This window comes from Ekhidna lutea (genome assembly GCF_900188325.1).
In the GTDB taxonomy this organism is placed as follows: domain Bacteria; phylum Bacteroidota; class Bacteroidia; order Cytophagales; family Cyclobacteriaceae; genus Ekhidna; species Ekhidna lutea.
Genome location: NZ_FZPD01000005.1, coordinates 268,377 through 285,993 on the forward strand (window position 1 = coordinate 268,377; position 17,617 = coordinate 285,993).

The following is a 17,617-nucleotide window of genomic DNA, read 5'->3' on the forward strand; positions in this document are numbered from 1 at the left end:
CAAATTACTAAAAGGCTGATGATAATCATCGGAAAGGCTAAGCTAACTCATGAAATGCCGTTATAAAATCAGATTACTTTGGAAGAAAAAGATACAAAGATGAATTACTGGATGTTTATTTCTTTAGTCGCAGCAGCAGTGGCTGTGTATGGTATGATTGATGTTTTAAGGGCACGTACCTCGAATAATAAAAAAATGTTATGGTTCGCTATAATTGTATTGCTTCCCCTGATTGGACCATTAAGTTACTTATTCAGGAAACGGTCTATTGTGGAAACTGGTGGAGAGGAAGCGAAAGGGTAAATGTACTTCCTTCGCCTTCTGAACTTTTGAATGAAATTTGCCCATTTAATAGGTCCGTATATTTCTTTACAATGTTCAATCCAAGACCAGTACCCTGGATATTGGTTGCATTGGTAGCTCTGAAAAAGCGATCGAACATTTTTGACTGATCTGTTTCCGGAATACCAATGCCATGGTCTATTATATGAACATTAAGTTGATTTCCTAACTCAATATTTACTTCAATTTCGTCTCCTTCATTGGAATACTTACTTGCATTAGAAATCAAATTGAAAAGTATATTTTTTAATATGTGATCATCAGCCTGTATGCCTGGAGCTTCTCCGTTTAATATAATCTTTTGATCTTTTTTTAGATTCTCACTCATTTCCTCAATCACTTCTTTGAGAAGTCCACCGACATCCACTTCGTGGAAAGAGGCTTTTTGCGCACCACTTTCCAGCTTTTCCAGCGAGAGGAAATCATTGAGAATGTTAGTTAGGTTCTGAACGCTTTTTCGTATGCGATTGATGTGTTTTTCCCTTGCTTCCTGCTGGTCCGATTCGGTGTATTTTGCAATCAGGTTGGCGGATGAAAGGACAGTCGTCAGAGGGGTTCTGAATTCATGGCTGGCCATCGATACAAACCGGGATTTTAGCTCACCCAGTTCTTTTTCTTTCTCAAGAGATTTTAAGATTTCCTGCTCCGCTTTTTTAAGGTCTTCCAGGCTTTGCTTCAAGGCTTCTTCAGCTAGCTTGCGTTCCTGAATCTGGCTTTGAAGTCCCAGGTTCATGTGTTCCAGCTCACTGGTTCTAGCCTTTACTTTCTGCTCAAGTTCGGAGGTGTATTCTTCAAGCTTTTTTCGTTGCTCCTCCAACTTCTTTTCGTTTTCTTTTCGAACTGATATATCGGTGATAAATGCAACAACAAGCTTCTCCTCTCCATACTGCATATAGCTGAGACTTATTTCCAGGGGAAACATGGTGCCATCTTTTCTAAGACCAGCCAGATCTCTCCCCACACCCATTCTGCGTGGTTCTGGGTGATCGATGTACTTTTTTCGGTCTTCAACGTGTTTTTTCTGTGAATTTCTGGGAACGAATTTTTCCACTTTTTGGCCTAGCACTTCTCCTTCATCATATCCGAACATCTCTCTTGCTCTCGGGTTAGCCATGACAACTTCTCCCTCTTGATTGAAAAGCATGATGCCTTCACCAGAACTCTCAAACAGGCTCTTGAGAAGCTCTAGTCCTTCATTTGAGACAATCTCCTGACTACCGAGTTTTATCTTATTCATTCCTGCTAAGTAAGCCTATCAGTAGCAATGTGACAAAATTCAATGTTAGCATTGACGAATATCAACTTCAAGGTTTTGTAAGCTCTCTAGTTTTGAATCTCAAATAAACTGCGAGTGATCACGAGTATATTAATCCCTACAGATTTTTCTCCTGCTTCCTGGAATGCTACACAGGTAGGAATAGAGCTATATCAGCATTACAAAGAAGCTTCCATTTCTTTCTTGCACGTTTATCCCGATTCCTCAAGGTACTCAGGAAAGGAATTACCAAATGTTACAGAAAGTCAGTTGCAACAGTTCAAAGAACGAATGAATCACCTATCTCAAAATTTGATTGACTTTTCTGATGACAAAATTCAGAATGTAGTGCTCACAGGAAATGTGGAGAAAACCATACTCCAGTTTATCAAAGATCATCAATTCGATTTGGTGATAGTAGGAATTAATAGCAATGGGTCAACCAATGAAATTGGGAGTCATACCGTCAAAGTCATCAGGGAAAGTGGTGTGCCGGTGATGATCGTACCTAATCGCACATCGCATGGAGCTATTGCAAGCTGAGGATATCAAGTGTGAACACTGTGGGGATCTGTGTGATGATTCAATACAAGCCAGTGATCACCATTTTTGCTGCTACGGCTGCAGGGCAGTTTATGAATTGCTGGACCAAAGCAATCTCAATCAGTACTATTCGGAAACGTCAAAGGAAAACAAATCATTATCGGAACTAAAAGCCGAACGTAAATTCGCCTTTCTGGATAATGAGGATATTCAAAATCAGTTACTGAGATTCAGGAGCGAAGAAGTATCAGTAGTGAAGTGGTTTCTTCCGAGCATCCATTGTAGCTCATGCATTTATTTATTGGAGCATTTACCAAAACTGGATCAAGCAGTCGTTCGATCAGAGGTGAATTTTGTGAAACGGGAGGTAGTAATCACCTTTGATCATCATCAAAAGTCATTAAAGAACCTCGCAGTTCTCCTTTCGCAATTAGGCTATGCTCCTGGGATTACACTTGATAGTCTGGACAAGACTAAGAAGCAGGTGATTAAATCCAGCATCGGTACAAAGATCGCTGTGGCCGGATTCTGTTTTGGAAACGCTATGCTTATGAGCATGCCCGAGTACCTGGATAGCAATTTTCTATTGACCAACGATTTTAAATCTGTCTTCAGCTGGATCAATTTAGCCCTTGCATTCCCTGTTCTATTTTATTCAGCTAGCGACTATTTCAGCAAAGCGTGGAAAGGCATTCGATTTGGGAATCTGAATATTGACGTGCCAATTGCTTTGGGAATTCTGACACTCTTCGGTAGGAGTGCTTATGAAATTATATCCGCAGTAGGTGCAGGATATGTAGATTCATTGGCTGGTCTGGTTTTCTTTCTATTGATTGGTAAATGGTATCAGGGAAAAACGTACCAGGCACTTTCCTTTGATCGGGATTTTACTTCTTATTTTCCGGTTTCTGTTACCTGTTCGGTTAACGGTGAGGAGATACAACGATCATTGAAAGATTTGAAAAAAGGAGATGTAGTTGTCATTCATAATGATGAATTGATTCCGGCTGATGGTATGATCAAAGCTGGTAAGGGAAACATAGATTACAGTTTTGTGACAGGGGAGTCCCGACCAGAATTCAAAGAGCCCGGACAAAAGGTATTCGCCGGAGGAAGACAAAAGGGAGGTGAGCTGGTCATCGAGCTGAGTGAGACTGTCAACAATAGCGAGCTGACAAGTGTTTGGAACGCAAATGCTTCAGGTGAAAATGAGAAAGTCAACCTGCATAACTGGGTGGATAAAATCAGTAAGTATTTCACCATGACCATCATTTTGCTTGCTGTCTTAACAGCAGTTTTTTGGTGGATTAAAGATCCGACGCTCATCTGGAACTCCGTAACGGCTGTTTTGATTGTGGCATGCCCGTGTGCCCTTGCGCTCGTGTTACCCTTCTCGTACGGTCATGCCATGCGCAAACTGGGAAAACTTGGACTATACCTAAAAAATGCAGAGGTGATTGAATCGATAGCAAAAGTAGATGCAATCGTTTTTGATAAGACCGGAACCCTCACGACGACAGAGGCTGGAATTGATTATTCGGGCGATGTGATTGATGGAAGGGAGATGATTTGCCTTAAGTCGGCAATCGGTAACTCAGCACATCCACTAAGCAGAATCATTCATTGTGAATTGCCCCAAAGTGAGAAACGACCAATCAGTCAGTTTGAAGAAATAACTGGAAAAGGGTTTGAGGCGAATGTGGATGGGGTGATTATCAAGGTTGGTTCCGCTGAGTACCTGGATTTGGCTACCAATGATTCCGGCATCAATGAGTCCAGAGTATATGTGTTGGTGGGAAGTAAAAAAGGCTTTTTCACGATAAGATCAAATTACCGGAAGGGCGTTTTCGAAATGCTAAATAATCTGAAAAACAAGTACCTGTTGAGTTTGTTATCCGGAGATAATTCAGCTGAAAAGCATATTCTTGAGCCATATTTTAATGATGTTTTTTTCAATCAAAAACCAATGGATAAATTGGTATACCTGAAAAAGAGTGATAAGCATCAGCTGATGGTAGGAGACGGGCTAAATGATGCCGGGGCACTCAATGAGGCATCTGTTGGTATCGCCATTTCTGAAGATATTCACCAGTTTTCACCTGCTTGTGATGCCATTCTTGCTTCTGAGAAAGTTACCTCCATTCCGAATATTTTGAAATTTTCGAAGCAAGTCATAAATGTTGTATTCATCGCTTTTGGAATCTCATTTCTTTACAACATTGTCGGACTTACTTTTGCTATGTCAGGGCATTTAACACCATTGATTTCAGCAATCCTGATGCCTGTCAGTTCAGTCACGGTTGTTGGATTTGTAACACTTATGGTAGGTTGGATTGGAAGGAAGCTGACCTATTAAGCTGACTGATTGATTGCCTGTTCCAGCATATGTTTTGGGATGGCTCCAGACTGACGCCAAACTTGCTTTCCTTGTTTGAAGAGAATGAATGTAGGAACACCGCGCACGTTATATTTATGAGCGGCTGCCTGATTCTTATCAATGTCCACCTTGATGATTCTAGCCTTACTCCCAATCTCAGATTTCAATTCTTCCAGGATAGGAGCCATTGTGTGACAGGGTCCGCACCATGTCGCATGAAAGTCAACCAACACAGGTTGATCACCATTAATTAATTCATTGAATTTTGACATGGTTCATGATTTCATCTTTAAACATGATCATAGAGTGTAAAAGTTTCCAGATAGTCCGGAATGGTTACATTCCATCCTTTCCCCTCAATACGTTGTTTCAGGATATTGGATTGTTCTTTTTCTCCGTGAATCAAAAAGGTCATTTTAGGCGCCTTCTTTATGTGCCCGGACCATTCCATTAATTCATCCTGATCCGCATGTGCTGACAGGCCATCAAGCACATGAACATTTGCTCTTACATCCACGTCTTCTCCAAATATTTTCACTTTAGGTTCTCCATTAGCAATGTCTTTTCCCCGGGTTCCTTCCGGCAAGAATCCGGTGAATAGTATCGTGTCCTGCTTATTTGGAAGCCGGTGATATAAATGATGTAAGATGCGACCTCCGGTGGCCATTCCACTTGCTGAAATGATGATTGCCCGATCTTTAATGGTGTTCAAAATCTTGGATTTACTTTGCTCGGTTACATAGTGTACGAATGGTGCATCAAAAATGTGATGACCAAATTCGCTATCGCTTTCCAGTCGATGATAGCTTGTGAACTGCTTATACAGGCGTGTCACACTGATTGCCATTGGACTATCCACATAAATCGGTCTTGACCTCATGTTCTGGAAGATTTTCCAGAGGTAATACAAGACAAGCTGTGTTCTTCCTAGAGAGAATGCCGGGATGAGTATGCAGCCTCCAAGCTTATCACTCTCCATGATCAATTGCCGAAGTTCAGCTTCCAGGTTTTGATCTTTGTGATTCCGCGCCCCGTAGGTTGATTCCATGAACAATATATCGACATCAGGTGGGTTTGAAGGTGCTACATGAAGTGGACTGTGCATAGGGCCTAGATCACCAGAGAAAATCAATTTTTTTGTTCCCTGACTCGTATAGATTTTGACCTCAATACTTGCTGCACCCAGTATATGGCCGGCATGGAAGAATCGTACTTCAATTTGATCATGAATTCGAAATGTCTTTTCAAAAGGATGTGATTCGAATGAATGCATGACATCCAGTGCATCCTCTACTTTGTAAAGAGGTTTGGCCGGATTGTGTTTACTGTATCCTTTTCTATTAGCAAACTCTGCTTCTTCTTCCTGAAGTTTGGCACTGTCAGTTAAAAGTATTTCTGCTAATTCCCTGGTGGGTTCAGTGCAGTGAATTTTCCCTCCAAAACCATTTTTAAACAAGAGTGGAAGGTAGCCGGAGTGGTCGATGTGTGCATGGGTCAGCAGGACTGCATCGATTGAGTCAGGATCGATCGGCAGATCATCCCAGTTTCTAAGCCTAAGCTCTTTTAGCCCCTGAAAAAGCCCACAATCAATCAGAAGGTTGAAATCATCAATCATCAAAAGGAACTTGGAACCGGTTACCGATCCGGCACCACCCAGAAACTTTATTCGTATATCCACGGCATGAAGTTAGTGAATAATAACAGACTATTTTAGGAGATAAACATGATCATAATCCGCTTCTGAACTGACTAAAATCAGCGAAGATTCAGAGCAAATGAATGTGCTTTGTACATAAAAATTAAACCTTCTATTATTATGGAATCTCATATATACAATGTGGATATCAATTGGAACGCTGACCGAAAAGGAGTGATGTGTTCGCCGGAGTTGAACAAGGATGCCAATAGCTGCATCGATGTGGCTACTCCGCCGGAGTTTCCAAAAGGGATACCGGGAATCTGGTCTCCTGAGCATCTATTTACGGCCTCTGTTAGTAGCTGTTTGATGACAACCTTCCTGGCAATTGCCGAAAATTCGAATCTGGAGTTTGAAAGCTTTAACTGTAAGTCTAAAGGGAAGCTGGAAAAAGTGGATGGCCGTTACCTGATGACCCAAATTATCCTGGAACCAAAAGTGGTGATTTTGAATGAAAAAGATAGGAGCAGAGCAGAGCGGGTTTTGGAGAAATCAGAAAAGGCGTGTTTGATATCTAATTCCATTAAATCCGAGGTGATCATGACACCAAATATTGAGGTGTTGGAAGTAGCCGAGTAGAAAAATGAGGGTTCAAACAAGCGGAATCTTGGTGAACACCTCATTCTTTTATTTATCTGAAAAAGCCCAGGTAAATAAATATCAAGCCCAATAAGACGATCGCAATGGTCAATCCTTTTCCTGTTCTCACCTGTAGGATACCTTTAAACATATTCAGATAGGTGGGAGCCAATAGTAAGATGATACCTTTTATCAAAGCTATCCACCCTATGAGGGTTATAACCACTCGCCAATCATTGACCCAAAGATTGTGGTAGGTGACCAGTGCCATTCCGCCAACAATTGCCATAAACCCTCCGAGTAGTGCATAACCGGGGCTCTCTAAAATCTTTCTGAAAGCCAGTATGTAAGTCTCCCGAAAAAGAAAAAGCCCAATACCGACAGTGACATACATGACACCTAAGGTACGGGCTATAAAAATCGATAGTTCCATGATCATTTTATTTAGTTACACTAAAGTGACCAAACTCCATGATCTAAAATATGAGCTCTGTCATGTGCTAACATGACCTTTCATTCTTTTACAACAACTCTTTTTCCAACGCGATAGCTTTTGGGAAAAGGATATTATTCTCAAGATGAATATGTCTATGTAAATCTTCTTCAAACTCTCGTAGCATGGCATAGCTCACACGATAGGTATTGCATGCATGCACGGGAGGTGCGTAGTTATTGCTCAACTCAGCAATTTCTCTAAATCGATCTCCTTCAGTCGCATGTTCATGACGCATCATGTTGATTGGGTTTTCAGCCGATCCAAAGTGTGGGGGATCCAGCCGCTCTCCGGTCTCTTTGGCTTTCATCATTTTCTTAATGAAGGGAAACAAGATCATCTCTTCCTTTTTCATATGCATAGCCAATTCACCTGCTGACGCTTCGAACAGCTCGTGGATTTTCACTACTTCAGGATTGTGCTCTCCGTGCACCACAGCCACTTTTTTCAGGTAGGTTTTGAGCTCAGGTAGTTTTCTCTCAATATAGGTATGATGTGTTTCCACAATATAATCCGCCAGCTCATCAGGAGCCATGTCCCTCGGGTGGTCTGTCGGGATGTCTTTACCACGGATTACTTCTTCAAGTGCTCCCAATACCTCATTCTCATCGATTTTCTTGAGTGCACATGCTTCACCAATCGTGCGATCACCATTGCAGCAGAAGTCTATGTTTCTTTCTTTAAATACAGTGGCTGTGCGGTAATCTTCCGCTACCAACTCTCCGATAATTTGTTTAGCTGTTATTGACATATTGATTTGATTTATAAAGTTCTTGATCTAAAAAGCTGAAGTCCGTATGCAAACAATCCGCAAACTTTGATGACTTCTGCAACGACGTAATAAACATGCAGATTAGAGGACATAGGTGGGTGATTGAGCATGTATAATTCGGCTCGCGCATCCAGTGCTGGGAGCAGCCAGACGGATTGGGTCAACAGGATAAGAAGTGGAAGCATCAAAATCTTAGAAGCTGTCGTCTTGATTTCCCTATCTGAAATGATACTAATCAGTAAAGAAAGTGCGAACACAATCTCTACTTTATTGAGCGCTCCAAAAACCAGTCTCCCAATCCCCAATCCCAGCGATAATGTAATGCCGGGTGCCTGGAACTTCAGCCAGGCTTCCATGAAGCTGATGGCACAGACAAATCCAATCCAAAGGAATACGACACTGATCCGTAGCGGGCTCTTCACCACCGCCTCATTCATTGTGGTTGCTTTCATGCTGCAATGATCTGGAGGTATGCAGAATCAAAGAATGAGCATCGTCTTATCGAAGCATGATATTAGTCAGTTCAATATTTATGCTAGTTTAGTTGATTGAATATTGAGCAAAATAGGGGTTTGTGTTAAATTTAGACGATGTTCACTCCAGATACTTCTAAAGAAACATTTCCCATTTTAAGAAAGAAGGCTAAGAACAATAACATAGCTACAATATCTGTCTTATTGTATTATACTTTAGATCTGGATATTGCAAGTGTAAATCTGGGACAGGCTATACTTAAGATTGGGAATCCTGATTTCATAATATATTGGATATGGTTCTTTTTTGGGTTTTATACTTTTAGGTTTTTACAAGCGTATTTTTCACATTCTAAAGCTGATAAGCAACTTCTGTTTTGGGAGGATAATATTTTAAGATGGGTTAAGATTTTCTTTCCACTTAAATATGATCATGCCTTCATAAATAATACAAGAAATAACGGAGAGTTTAAGAGAGATCGGATTTACAAAGGATCTTATGAGTATCGCGAACATGGCAAAATGAAGGTCACAAATTATTATATAGAAGCACCTACTCCTGATGGGACGCATCAGTACTACATTCCTTTATCAAATTGGAAAATTAAGTTAATTCAAATCTTGATTTTTGTTCCTTGGATTCTATGGACTAATCTTTCTAAACCTGATTTTTTCACCATCCATCTTCCATTTGTTGGATATTTGATTTTGTCACTTAACTTCATATTTTTTTAAAATTTTCTACTATCTATTCTGCAAGATTTCTCAGAATTTATTCTAAAAACAAATGCCTGTCGCCACTTTCGATATGACAAAAATCATCCTAATCCCTAACACCCCTCATTAGCTACCCTACGTCACTCCGCTAATCTTGTCACTGGATTATGAGTGTCATATTTATTCTCATCGCATGTAGCCTGTTATTGGCAGGTACCTTCCTTGGAGCATTCCTCTGGGCTTCTCGCTCGGGGCAGTTTGAGGATGATTATACACCCTCTGTCCGTATCCTTTTTGAAGATGAAGAACCTTCGGTCTCTTCCAAAAATATCAGTAATAAACCTAGTGACCAATGTCAGAAAACAGCCAAAAAGTAGGTCTGGAGACCTTCCATTATGACAACACCACGGTTCGAAATTTCCTAATTGCCACCACGGTATTCGGGATTATCGGCATGTCGGTGGGACTTCTTGTTGCATGCCAGTTCGTGTGGCCTGAAGCCAACTTCGGATTGCAATATACCACCTTCGGTAGAGTAAGACCACTGCATACTAACGCAGTGATTTTTGCTTTTGTGGGGAATGGAATTTTTGCCGGTGTATACTACTCACTTCAGCGATTGTGCAAAGCACGGATGTATAGCAATCTGCTCAGCAAGATCCATTTCTGGGGCTGGCAGTTGATCATTCTTTCGGCAGCTATTACGCTTCCTTTGGGCTTTACTTCGGGAAAGGAATACGCAGAGTTAGAATGGCCAATTGATATCGCAATTGCCTTGATCTGGGTGGTGTTCGGTCTTAATATGTTTATGACCATCGTCAAGCGAAGAGAACGTCACTTGTATGTAGCTATTTGGTTCTACATCGCCACTTTCGTGACGGTAGCCATGCTACACATTGTCAACTCATTTGAGTTGCCAATTGACTTCATGAAGAGTTACTCCTGGTATGCTGGTGTACAAGATGCATTGGTGCAGTGGTGGTATGGTCACAATGCAGTTGCATTCTTCCTGACCACTCCATATCTGGGTTTGATGTACTATTTCATCCCGAAAGCATCCGGTCGACCGATCTACTCATACAGACTTTCAATCATTCACTTCTGGGCATTGATTTTTATTTATATCTGGGCTGGCCCACACCACTTACTATATAATGCTTTGCCTGACTGGGCACAGTCACTGGGAGTGGTATTCTCAGTAATGCTACTGGCGCCTTCCTGGGGTGGAATGCTAAATGGACTTTTAACGCTTCGTGGAGCATGGGATAAGGTTCGTGAAGATGCCATCCTAAAATTCATGGTTGTTGCACTTACATGTTATGGAATGGCCACATTCGAGGGTCCTTTATTGTCACTTAAAAATGTGAATGCGATTGGTCACTTTACCGATTGGATTGTAGCGCACGTGCACGTGGGTGGACTGGGCTGGAATGGATTCCTGACCTTTGCCATGCTTTATTACCTGATTCCAAAGATGTATGGCACTAAGCTTCATTCACAAAAACTGGCCAATGTTCATTTCTGGATCGGAACAATGGGAATTTTGTTTTACGCAATCCCAATGTACTGGGCAGGGTTTACTCAAAGCTTAATGTGGAAACAGTTTAACCCGGATGGTACGCTTGTATACAGCAACTTCCTTGAAACTGTAACGCAGATCATCCCGATGTATGCGCTGAGAGCATTCGGCGGTTTGCTTTATCTCAGCGGTGTGTTTGTGATGGTATTCAACCTAGTGAAGACAGCTCGCTCAGGCAAATTCCAACCTAGCACCGAGGCACAGGCTGCACCATTGATGAAAGACTACAAACCTGAAAAGAGTGAGCACTGGCATAGAAGAATATTTGAATGGAAGCCGGTACGAATGCTTGTATGGAGTTTGATCATAGTAGCTATTGGAGGGGTGATTGAAATCGTACCAACCTTTTTAATACAAAGCAATGTACCCACCATTTCTACTGTGAAACCATATACAGCGCTGGAATTGAATGGACGTGATATCTATGTAAGGGAAGGTTGCTACACCTGTCACTCCCAGATGATACGGCCATTCAGGTCAGAGGTAATGCGATATGACCCTGTGGATTTAGAATACTCAAAAGCGGGAGAGTTTGTATACGATCATCCGTTCCAGTGGGGATCCAAGCGAACAGGACCAGACCTGCATAGACTTGGAGGAAAATATCCGGATAGCTGGCACTTCTACCATATGCTGGATCCAACAAGCATGTCTCCGGGTTCAATCATGCCACCATATCCATGGCTCTTTGAGCAGGAGTGGGACAAGAAGCGAATACCGGCCAAGATTCGCGCCATGCAAACACTAGGTGTTCCGTATCCAGAGGGTTTTGATCAACAGGCGGTGGCGGATGCCGAAAATCAGGCGGCTTTGATTTCTAAAGGTCTGGAACTTGAAGGAATCAAGATGAGCAGTGATGCTGAAATCATTGCACTGATTGCCTACCTGCAACGGTTGGGCACTGATATTAAAAATGTGGAAGGAGTAGCTGAAGGGAACTAAAAACGTACAACTATGCTGAAATTTATCAAACATCATATGGAGACCATCGCAGGGATAGAGATCTATCCCGTGATCTCCTTCGTCATCTTCTTTGTCTTTTTTATCGCATTGACAATTTATGTTTTGAAAGTAGACAAGAAGCTTTTCAATGACATTTCAAATATTCCTTTGGACTCAAACGATACCGATCATGAAGATGCTTAAGTATTTACTCATAACAGTAATGGTAGCTCTGCCCGGACTTTCTTTCGGGCAGGATGCTCCACAGCAAAGCTTTTTTGAGCTATATAAGGTGGAGATTATTCTTGCACTCATTGTCATGATTTGTGTAGTAGTGGTGTCTGCCATGTTCATCCTCTTGATGGCATTAAAGGCTGTACTTAGACTTAAACGTGCCGAAATGGGCATAGAGGAAGAGGAGAAGGAATTAATTCCAGCTAAAGAAGGGGAAGAGCATGTTGGTTTCTGGAGAAAGTTCTGGAATAGGATCAATGCCTCTGTTCCGGTTGCACAAGAGCATGAAGTGGCAACCAGCCATGAGTACGATGGCATACGGGAGCTGGACAACAAACTTCCACCTTGGTGGCTTTATAGTTTCTATATCTCAATCGTTTTCGCAGTGTTTTACCTGATCAATTATGAGGTACTTGGTACCGGTCAAAATCAAGAGGAAGAGTTTCAGGCCGAGATGATAAAGGCAGAAGAAGATGTAAAGACCTATTTGGCATCACTGAGTGAATTAGTGGACGAAAGCAATGTCACTTTGACAACAGAAACAGCAGATCTGGATGCAGGTAAGGCTATTTATGAGCAAAACTGTGGAGTGTGCCACGCAGCAGATGGCGGTGGCGGTGTAGGTCCCAATTTTACCGATAAATACTGGCTACATGGTGGAGATATGTCATCCATTTTTAAAACCATTAAATATGGAGTTCCGTCAAAGGGGATGATTGCCTGGGAAGCGCAGCTTTCGCCTAAAAAAATACAACAGGTAGCCAGCTACATATATATGATGGAGGGCAATGCAGCTGAAAATCCTAAGGAGCCTCAAGGCGACTTATTTGAGCGAAATGATGCTGAAGAGACAAGTGACGAGGATGCTGACACCAATCCGGATTCCGTGGATGACGAAGCAGACCTGGAAGAAGGGGAGTGTTGCTAGTCCAATATTGGGAATATAAATGGCTGACGTAAAAGATATATATCAGGAGCAGGAGAGCGCTGAGGAAACGTTTCGAGATCACCTATCCACGGTGGATAAAGAGGGGAAACGTGTGTGGGTGTACCCCAAAAAACCGCGGGGTAAGTTCACCAACTATCGATCGTTAGTCAGTTATCTCCTGCTATTGTTACTATTTGGTGCACCATTTATTAAAATAGATGGTCAGCCTTTTCTGCTCTTTAATGTTTTTCAAAGAAAGTTCATCATTTTCGGACAGGTATTCTGGCCGCAGGATTTCTTTCTGTTTGTGATTGGCATGCTGGCCTCACTGGTATTTATCATTCTCTTCACTGTAGTATTCGGTCGTATTTTCTGTGGATGGATTTGTCCGCAGACCATTTTCATGGAGGGAGTTTTTCGAAAGATAGAGTACTGGATTGAGGGGGATTACATGGCTCAGCGAAAACTGGATAAACAACCATGGGATAGGGAGAAACTTGTTAAAAAGTCGGTAAAACACACGCTTTTCATCATGATAAGTGTGTTGATCATGCACACCTTCATGGCCTATATGGTAGGGGTGGATGAGGTTTGGAATATTATAGAGGAGGGACCTGGAGAAAATACTGCAGGCTTCATCGCAATGTTCGTATTTACCGGACTGTTCTATGGTGTTTTTAGTCAGATGCGAGAGCAGGTTTGCACGACAATATGTCCATACGGAAGGCTGCAAGGCGTATTGTTGGACAAGCAAAGTGTGGTAGTGGCCTATGACCATGTACGAGGTGAGCCGCGGGGCAAGTTTAGAAAGGGAGAAGACCGTGAGGTAGTTGATAAAGGTGATTGCATTGATTGCAATCAGTGTGTGTACGTATGCCCGACTGGCATTGATATTCGCAACGGCACACAACTGGAGTGTGTGAACTGTACGGCATGCATCGACGCATGTGATTCAATCATGGATCGAATAGGCAAACCACGAGGGTTGGTTCGATACGCCTCTGAAGAAAACATAGTCGAGAGAAAGCCCTTTCACTTCACAGTGCGGATGAAAGCCTATTCGGGAGTTCTTATCCTTTTGGTTGGTGTGCTGATTACATTATTGCTTGTGCGTTCTGATTTTGAAACCACCATTTTGAGAACCCCAGGAATCCTTTATCAGGAAAGAGAAGACGGTATGATCACGAACCTGTACCAGGTGAAATTGGTGAACAAAACCAATGACGCTATGGATGTGCGCTTTGAGCTTATTGAACCAAATGGTAGAATAGAAATGATCGGAGGTGCTATCGATTTAGTAGAGCAGGGGATAGGTGAGGGCGCTTTTTTCATCATCATGGATCCGAAAGACATTGAGAAAATGAGCACTATGGCAACCATTGGGGTGTATTCAGGTGATGAGTTAGTAGAAACCGTCGAGACTAAATTTTTGGGACCAACGAACTAGATAATTGAGAATTGATAATGAATAATTGACAATTAAAGAATTGATGAATATGAACTGGGGAAATAAAATTGTAGTAGCATTTGTGCTCTTTGCAGCGTTCATTGGTTACATGGTAGTCAAAGCGTTTCAGGAGGATTTCGATCTGGTAGCGGAAGACTACTACGCACAGGAAATCAATTACCAGCAAAAACTAAACAGACTTTCCAATGCTTCTGAGGAAGGAAAGGAGGTATTGGTTAGCCAAAAAGACGGAGGAGTACACCTGACTTTCCCTGATAAGGGGACAACAGGGACAATCCATTTCTATCACCCGTCGAGGAAGATGTTTGATCGTACGTTTGATATTGATTTATCAGACAGTCAGATCCAAAAGATCGATCGGTCAGAATTGATAGCCGGTAGTTATCGAGTCAACATTACCTGGCAGACAGGAGAAGAAGATTTTTATCAGCAATCCAGCATTTACATCCAATGATAGGTGCATTCATCATCGGGTTATTTGGGAGCTTGCACTGTGTGGGCATGTGTGGTCCGGTGATGATGGCCTTTATGGGCCCTAGGCAATCTAAGACAGGTTTTGTGATGTACCATTCAGGTAGAATTCTCACTTATGTTTTGATTGGCCTGATTTTAGGACTAATTGGAGCAACAGTAGCCCTTTTCCAACTTCAGCAAATTTTAGCATTTGTTCTGGGCTTTGGCTTGATTGTCCTTTACGGAATTCCATCAATTAGGCATCAGCTGGAGCGCTTTTACTACGAGTCAAAATTTTATCATTTCTTGAAGTCATTCCTTTCAAAGAACCTTTCCATGCGAAGGCGTTGGTTTTTGAGTGGAATCGCCAATGGCTTTTTTCCGTGTGGATTGACTTATGTCGCTGCTGCGGGTGCAGTCGCGATAGGAAACTCTCTTGAAGGAGCTGCATTCATGGTGCTATTCGGACTTGGAACACTACCTGCCTTGATCACCCTTTCTTTCGCAGGGAATGTATTTTCCAGCCGATTGAAATCAATTATCCCTAGATCCATTCCTATTATTGCTATTGCCTCCGGGCTGCTTTTGATTACCAGAGGACTACTGACCACCTCCCCTCAATTTAATCAATTGGTTCAAGCCAATGCAGCTGGATTAATTACGGTTTGTGGACTCTAATTCTCCGTTAGGGATGGGTCCTGATATAAATCATATTCGACCCTTCCATTCATCAAACCAAACCCTTTTTCACGTCTCTAGCTTTGGGTCAAATTTTGATTTATGCAAGACCTGAAGAAATACAACCAACCTGTTCCAAGATATACAAGCTATCCCACCGTTCCATTCTGGGAGCCGGAAAGCTTCTCTATTCAATCCTATGAAAAGACATTGCAGTCGGCTTTCTGGGAGAGTAGCAAAGAGGTGAGCATCTATATTCACTTGCCCTTTTGTGAGAGCTTGTGTACGTATTGTGCCTGCAATACCAGGATCACTAAAAACCATCAGGTAGAAGAACCATACATTGATCATTTATTGATGGAGTGGGAGTTGTATTTGGAAAGACTTCCTGAAAAACCATTGATTAGAGAAATTCATCTGGGTGGCGGGACACCAACTTTCTTCGCTCCGAAAAACCTCAATCGATTGCTTTCGGGGATCATTGAAAAGGCTACACTCTCCAAAGAATTTCAGATGTCGTTCGAAGGGCACCCGGCCAACACCACAGCCAAACATCTGGAGACCTTACATCAGCTGGGCTTTGATCGCGTCAGCTTTGGTATTCAGGATTTTGATCTGAATGTTCAGAAACTAATCAACCGCATGCAGTCATTTGAGCAGGTAAAAGCGATTACTGAGAAGGCACGAGAGATAGGATATTCTTCGGTAAACTATGATGTGGTTTATGGTTTGCCCGGACAAACCATTGAATCCGTCCGGAATACATTGAATCAAATTATTGAATTGAAGCCGGAACGTATTGCATACTACAGCTATGCGCACGTTCCTGCCATGCGACCGGCACAGAAATCGTATGAGCAGTACTTACCTGATGAAGACAAAAAATGGAGATTTATGCAGCTGGGAAAAGAGGCTTTTACTCAGGCAGGCTATGAAGAGGTGGGTATGGATCATTACGTGTTGCACGGCGATGAATTGCTGGAGGCTCGCAAAAACGGTGAGCTCCATAGAAACTTTATGGGCTATACGCCATTTACCAGCAAGCTGCTTATAGGGTTGGGGGTGAGTTCCATCAGCGATAGCTGGTCAGGCTTTGCTCAAAATGAGAAGAGTATCCCAAAATACTATGAATACCTGGATCAAAATCAGCAACCAATTATTAAAGGACACATCCATACCAAGCAAGATCTGTTTTTCAGAAAGCACATCTTGAATTTGATGTGTGATTTTGAAACGACATGGCATGAGTCTGAATTCCTGGAACATTGCGTGGCGCTTAATTACAAATTGCTTGATCAGCTGCAGGAGGAGGGACTCATTATGTATGATGAAACCGGAATGAAGGTCTTACCTCAAGGCCGTGAAGTGATTCGCGTGATTTGTACTGCCTTGGATGCAAGAATGAGCAGGAGCAATCGAGCGCAACAGTTTAGTAAGGCAGTTTAATAATCGGCTAGTGCTTAATCGGCTTCAAAAAGATTAAAAGCTGGATCAGCACTCCAATAGCTATCAAAGCTGCAATTTCTAATTTGGAAATAAAATTACTGGTTCCAATCGTCTGTGTGGAATTTCGAATAACTCTACTACCTTCTTCAAGTTGAATTCTGAATAAAGCGTCCAAATCCTGATATATAGCTTGAAAATGTTTTTCGCTGCTGGATGTAAAAGGTGCCTCAGGTGCAATTGATTCTTTGATGATGTGCTTGTTTTCAAGCTTATTTAGATATTCAATATTCTTTTTTAGAGATTCGAAACGAAGCTTCTCATTTTCTGTAAGTTTAGTAGCCCCAAACTTATCAATGAGTGTCGTGATGGAATCATTGATTTGTAGATTCAGCTTTTTCAGGCTATTGCTTTCTATGTCTAGGTGCTCATAGATTTCCTTTTTTTGCTGGACTTGCCTGGATATCCCGTACAAATAGTTTTTGGTTAGTAATCGGTCTTCATAAACAGTGGTAAGGTTTTCTTTAACAATTCTAAAGTGATTCTTGTCTATCAGGTTTGTGGCTAAAATCAAAAGAAAAACCACAGCCAGTGAAGCACCCAATCTTATTCTTTGTGCTAAAGTAAGTTTCCAACGCATGTAGT

20 protein-coding genes are annotated in these 17,617 nt (G+C 41.9%); 13 read left to right on the top strand and 7 right to left on the bottom strand.

From position 1 onward, the window contains the following. The first annotated feature begins 111 nt into the window (after positions 1–111). A complete protein-coding gene (locus CHB71_RS19235) occupies positions 112–303 on the top strand; it encodes a PLD nuclease N-terminal domain-containing protein (RefSeq protein WP_369073805.1) in 192 nt (63 codons plus the stop codon). On the opposite strand, the gene CHB71_RS15100 is transcribed toward CHB71_RS19235, so the two are convergent. After that, positions 266–1,579: a PAS domain-containing sensor histidine kinase gene (locus CHB71_RS15100; protein ID WP_089357775.1), complete on the bottom strand. Its 1,314-nt coding sequence runs from the start codon at positions 1,577–1,579 to the stop codon at positions 266–268. The two genes, CHB71_RS19235 and CHB71_RS15100, sit on opposite strands and share 38 nt — an antisense overlap. A 114-nt stretch (positions 1,580–1,693) precedes the next feature. Between CHB71_RS15100 and CHB71_RS15105 the strand changes: the two genes are divergently transcribed. Together CHB71_RS15105 and CHB71_RS15110 are read left to right on the top strand one after the other, a co-directional pair. Then, complete coding sequence (locus CHB71_RS15105) at positions 1,694–2,140, top strand: universal stress protein (protein ID WP_179213434.1); 447 nt, start codon at positions 1,694–1,696, stop codon at positions 2,138–2,140. Continuing rightward, positions 2,121–4,496 carry a heavy metal translocating P-type ATPase gene (locus tag CHB71_RS15110; RefSeq protein WP_245811323.1) on the top strand — a complete coding sequence of 792 codons (2,376 nt, stop codon included), beginning with the start codon at positions 2,121–2,123 and terminating at the stop codon, positions 4,494–4,496. Before CHB71_RS15105 ends, CHB71_RS15110 begins: the two co-directional genes overlap by 20 nt. Here the strand turns inward: CHB71_RS15110 and trxA are convergent. Together trxA and CHB71_RS15120 are read right to left on the bottom strand one after the other, a co-directional pair. Further along, positions 4,493–4,789 carry a thioredoxin gene (gene trxA / locus CHB71_RS15115; protein ID WP_089357778.1) on the bottom strand — a complete coding sequence of 99 codons (297 nt, stop codon included), beginning with the start codon at positions 4,787–4,789 and terminating at the stop codon, positions 4,493–4,495. The two genes, CHB71_RS15110 and trxA, sit on opposite strands and share 4 nt — an antisense overlap. Before the next feature lie 17 nt (positions 4,790–4,806). Further along, positions 4,807–6,195, bottom strand: a complete 1,389-nt coding sequence (locus CHB71_RS15120) for an MBL fold metallo-hydrolase RNA specificity domain-containing protein (protein ID WP_089357779.1) — start codon at positions 6,193–6,195, stop codon at positions 4,807–4,809. A 138-nt stretch (positions 6,196–6,333) separates the two neighbouring features. Between CHB71_RS15120 and CHB71_RS15125 the strand changes: the two genes are divergently transcribed. Continuing rightward, positions 6,334–6,792, top strand: a complete 459-nt coding sequence (locus CHB71_RS15125; RefSeq protein WP_179213435.1) for an OsmC family protein — start codon at positions 6,334–6,336, stop codon at positions 6,790–6,792. Between the two features lie 52 nt (positions 6,793–6,844). Here CHB71_RS15125 and CHB71_RS15130 read toward each other — a convergent pair whose 3' ends face one another. From CHB71_RS15130 to CHB71_RS15140, 3 genes are all read right to left on the bottom strand, one after another. Then, positions 6,845–7,225, bottom strand: coding sequence for a hypothetical protein (locus CHB71_RS15130; protein WP_144017444.1), 381 nt, complete (start codon positions 7,223–7,225; stop codon positions 6,845–6,847). Between the two features lie 88 nt (positions 7,226–7,313). Continuing rightward, positions 7,314–8,036, bottom strand: coding sequence for an iron-sulfur cluster repair di-iron protein (ric, locus tag CHB71_RS15135; RefSeq protein WP_089357781.1), 723 nt, complete (start codon positions 8,034–8,036; stop codon positions 7,314–7,316). Positions 8,037–8,047: 11 nt separating this feature from the next. Next, complete coding sequence (locus CHB71_RS15140; protein WP_245811324.1) at positions 8,048–8,509, bottom strand: hypothetical protein; 462 nt, start codon at positions 8,507–8,509, stop codon at positions 8,048–8,050. A gap of 138 nt (positions 8,510–8,647) precedes the next feature. On the opposite strand from CHB71_RS15140, the gene CHB71_RS15145 reads away from it, so the two are divergent. The 9 genes from CHB71_RS15145 (at position 8,648) to hemN (ending at position 16,975) form a co-directional block, all read left to right on the top strand. After that, positions 8,648–9,265 (top strand): hypothetical protein, encoded by a 618-nt coding sequence (locus CHB71_RS15145; RefSeq protein WP_089357782.1) that lies wholly within the window; start codon positions 8,648–8,650, stop codon positions 9,263–9,265. Positions 9,266–9,414: 149 nt separating this feature from the next. Then, a complete protein-coding gene (gene ccoS / locus CHB71_RS15150) occupies positions 9,415–9,624 on the top strand; it encodes a cbb3-type cytochrome oxidase assembly protein CcoS (protein ID WP_089357783.1) in 210 nt (69 codons plus the stop codon). After that, entirely contained in the window at positions 9,600–11,768 is a 2,169-nt protein-coding gene (ccoN, locus tag CHB71_RS15155) for a cytochrome-c oxidase, cbb3-type subunit I (RefSeq protein ID WP_089357784.1), read from the top strand. Before ccoS ends, ccoN begins: the two co-directional genes overlap by 25 nt. A 12-nt stretch (positions 11,769–11,780) precedes the next feature. Continuing rightward, positions 11,781–11,972 carry a CcoQ/FixQ family Cbb3-type cytochrome c oxidase assembly chaperone gene (locus CHB71_RS15160; protein WP_089357785.1) on the top strand — a complete coding sequence of 64 codons (192 nt, stop codon included), beginning with the start codon at positions 11,781–11,783 and terminating at the stop codon, positions 11,970–11,972. Then, positions 11,959–12,930, top strand: coding sequence for a cbb3-type cytochrome c oxidase N-terminal domain-containing protein (locus CHB71_RS15165; RefSeq protein ID WP_179213436.1), 972 nt, complete (start codon positions 11,959–11,961; stop codon positions 12,928–12,930). Before CHB71_RS15160 ends, CHB71_RS15165 begins: the two co-directional genes overlap by 14 nt. 19 nt (positions 12,931–12,949) lie before the next feature. Beyond that, entirely contained in the window at positions 12,950–14,377 is a 1,428-nt protein-coding gene (gene ccoG, locus CHB71_RS15170; RefSeq protein WP_089357787.1) for a cytochrome c oxidase accessory protein CcoG, read from the top strand. 43 nt (positions 14,378–14,420) lie between these two features. Next, complete coding sequence (locus CHB71_RS15175) at positions 14,421–14,852, top strand: FixH family protein (RefSeq protein ID WP_089357788.1); 432 nt, start codon at positions 14,421–14,423, stop codon at positions 14,850–14,852. After that, complete coding sequence (locus tag CHB71_RS15180) at positions 14,849–15,529, top strand: sulfite exporter TauE/SafE family protein (RefSeq protein WP_089357789.1); 681 nt, start codon at positions 14,849–14,851, stop codon at positions 15,527–15,529. Before CHB71_RS15175 ends, CHB71_RS15180 begins: the two co-directional genes overlap by 4 nt. 102 nt (positions 15,530–15,631) lie before the next feature. After that, entirely contained in the window at positions 15,632–16,975 is a 1,344-nt protein-coding gene (gene hemN / locus CHB71_RS15185; protein WP_089357790.1) for an oxygen-independent coproporphyrinogen III oxidase, read from the top strand. 7 nt (positions 16,976–16,982) lie between these two features. Here the strand turns inward: hemN and CHB71_RS15190 are convergent, their stop codons facing one another. Further along, positions 16,983–17,612 (bottom strand): MCP four helix bundle domain-containing protein, encoded by a 630-nt coding sequence (locus CHB71_RS15190; RefSeq protein ID WP_089357791.1) that lies wholly within the window; start codon positions 17,610–17,612, stop codon positions 16,983–16,985. Between the last annotated feature and the right edge of the window lie 5 nt (positions 17,613–17,617).

Bases quoted from the DNA above. Each gene is read 5' to 3' on its own strand.
- CHB71_RS15125 (WP_179213435.1), top strand. From the start codon at position 6,334: ATGGAATCTCATATATACAATGTGGATATCAATTGGAACGCTGACCGA.
- CHB71_RS15165 (WP_179213436.1), top strand. From the start codon at position 11,959: ATGAAGATGCTTAAGTATTTACTCATAACAGTAATGGTAGCTCTGCCC.
- trxA (WP_089357778.1), bottom strand. From the start codon at position 4,789: ATGTCAAAATTCAATGAATTAATTAATGGTGATCAACCTGTGTTGGTT.
- ccoN (WP_089357784.1), top strand. From the start codon at position 9,600: ATGTCAGAAAACAGCCAAAAAGTAGGTCTGGAGACCTTCCATTATGAC.
- ccoG (WP_089357787.1), top strand. From the start codon at position 12,950: ATGGCTGACGTAAAAGATATATATCAGGAGCAGGAGAGCGCTGAGGAA.
- hemN (WP_089357790.1), top strand. From the start codon at position 15,632: ATGCAAGACCTGAAGAAATACAACCAACCTGTTCCAAGATATACAAGC.
- ric (WP_089357781.1), bottom strand. From the start codon at position 8,036: ATGTCAATAACAGCTAAACAAATTATCGGAGAGTTGGTAGCGGAAGAT.
- CHB71_RS15180 (WP_089357789.1), top strand. From the start codon at position 14,849: ATGATAGGTGCATTCATCATCGGGTTATTTGGGAGCTTGCACTGTGTG.
- CHB71_RS15175 (WP_089357788.1), top strand. From the start codon at position 14,421: ATGAATATGAACTGGGGAAATAAAATTGTAGTAGCATTTGTGCTCTTT.
- CHB71_RS15130 (WP_144017444.1), bottom strand. From the start codon at position 7,225: ATGGAACTATCGATTTTTATAGCCCGTACCTTAGGTGTCATGTATGTC.
- CHB71_RS15140 (WP_245811324.1), bottom strand. From the start codon at position 8,509: ATGAAAGCAACCACAATGAATGAGGCGGTGGTGAAGAGCCCGCTACGG.
- CHB71_RS15100 (WP_089357775.1), bottom strand. From the start codon at position 1,579: ATGAATAAGATAAAACTCGGTAGTCAGGAGATTGTCTCAAATGAAGGA.
- ccoS (WP_089357783.1), top strand. From the start codon at position 9,415: ATGAGTGTCATATTTATTCTCATCGCATGTAGCCTGTTATTGGCAGGT.
- CHB71_RS15190 (WP_089357791.1), bottom strand. From the start codon at position 17,612: ATGCGTTGGAAACTTACTTTAGCACAAAGAATAAGATTGGGTGCTTCA.
- CHB71_RS15160 (WP_089357785.1), top strand. From the start codon at position 11,781: ATGCTGAAATTTATCAAACATCATATGGAGACCATCGCAGGGATAGAG.
- CHB71_RS19235 (WP_369073805.1), top strand. From the start codon at position 112: ATGTTTATTTCTTTAGTCGCAGCAGCAGTGGCTGTGTATGGTATGATT.
- CHB71_RS15145 (WP_089357782.1), top strand. From the start codon at position 8,648: ATGTTCACTCCAGATACTTCTAAAGAAACATTTCCCATTTTAAGAAAG.
- CHB71_RS15110 (WP_245811323.1), top strand. From the start codon at position 2,121: ATGGAGCTATTGCAAGCTGAGGATATCAAGTGTGAACACTGTGGGGAT.